1 protein-coding gene is annotated in these 1,632 nt (G+C 40.1%); it reads left to right on the forward strand.

Annotation, left to right across the window (positions count from 1 at the left end):
* Window positions 1-222: 222 nt before the first annotated feature.
* Window positions 223-1,440, forward strand: a complete 1,218-nt coding sequence (locus G468_RS0117685; protein WP_026824113.1) for an IS91 family transposase — start codon at window positions 223-225, stop codon at window positions 1,438-1,440.
* Window positions 1,441-1,632: the final 192 nt, after the last annotated feature.

Raw genomic sequence — 1,632 nt, forward strand, 5'->3', positions numbered from 1 at the left:
CGAACGAATCAGCCTACGGCTGCAAATCGATAACCTGAAACACTGTGCGCTGATATCTAGTGATAAAACGCGCGGTAATCTATTCTGATTGGCTCTTAATTTTTAAGTATCTTTTTTTGGCCTATAAACTGAAAATGCCTTACAGAAAGATTGAGGGAGCTTTAGTCCGTGTCTTGAGTGTAATATCGTCCATCAAAGCTAAACTGATTTATGTCCTTTCCTATGAAAAAAGATTTTCAACCCCGACCGTTAAAATCGCTTTTTGAGCGGAATAAGGCCTGGGCTGAAATTATGGAAACCACTCAACTCAGAGAGATAGAAATAGAAGTAGTCACAAAAATGTTGGCTTGCGGCACACCCATGATGGGTTTCCGTGAGTATTGTTGTGAAAACGAGAATTGTGATCATCAAAAGTTAGTCTGTTTTACCTGCAAAGGTCGGGGTTGCCCATCCTGTGGGAAAAAATTGACGGATAACTGGATAAAGACCACGATTAAACGTTTACCTAATGTCAAATGGCAGCATGGCACATTTACGATGCCGCACAGTCTTTGGCCTCTCTTTGAATTGAATCGATGGTTACTAGGGAAACTGTTCCCGTTTGCTGCGGACAATTTACTTTATGCAGCGAAGAAACGCGGATTAACCATGGGTATTTTTGGTGCGCTACATACCTATGGGAGAAAACTAAACTGGAACACGCATATTCATCTCTCATGGACAATGGGGGGCATCAATCAGAATGAAAAATGGAAGTCGATGCAATTTGACCTCGCTAAAGTGAGAAAACGTTGGATGTGGAATGTTCGACAATATCTTCTTTCTGTCTGGGGAAAAATTTACCTACCTGAAAGTTTACAGCACATAAGAGATTATGATGAGTGGAAGCGGTTTATTCTTAATGCAGGGAAAAATGCCGAAGGTAAAGATTATTGGCATGTCTATTTTGCCGACCCGACATCCAATGCCAAAAAGACAGCAAAGTATCTGGGGCGTTACCTGAAGAAACCGCCTGTCTCGGGGGCGAGGCTTGAGCATTACGATGGCGGAAGTCGTATTACGTTACGATTTTTTGACCATAATACGGGTCACTACAAAAATTTAGATTTATCCCAAAAAGAATTAATTTTACGGCTTATCAAACAAATCCCCGAAAAACATTTTCGGATGCTCCGTTATTTTGGTTTTTTAGCCAATCGGGTGGTGGGAAAGTTTCTGGATGTTGTTAGAAACGCCGTCGGCCAATCCGAATTCAAAAGAAAAGGGTCTGTTCCCTTTGCGCTGCTAAGTCAGCGGTTTTTAGGTGTTGATCCGTTTAGCTGCATTCTTTGTGGTGGAAGGATGCGATTTTCTCGTTTTATCAAAGGATTAAAGATATCTCAATTAGTCTATCATGCTTTAGAGATTGCCCGAATGCGCTATGTCCCTTTGTTGGGGTGAGGGGAGATCTATTTAAAATCGACTAAATTGTACAAAGTTAACTCATATTGTTCTAAAAACATCATTACCGCTTATTGAAAAATCTTTCTCTCACCTCAAAAAAGGGGGAAATCACCTTTCGCACCCGTTATTCTGCTTAATAATTAATGTTAAATTTTTGTTAACTTATTTTTGAAATTCTTAGACGTTAAA

Source organism: Arsenophonus nasoniae DSM 15247 (genome assembly GCF_000429565.1).
Lineage (GTDB): Bacteria > Pseudomonadota > Gammaproteobacteria > Enterobacterales > Enterobacteriaceae > Arsenophonus > Arsenophonus nasoniae.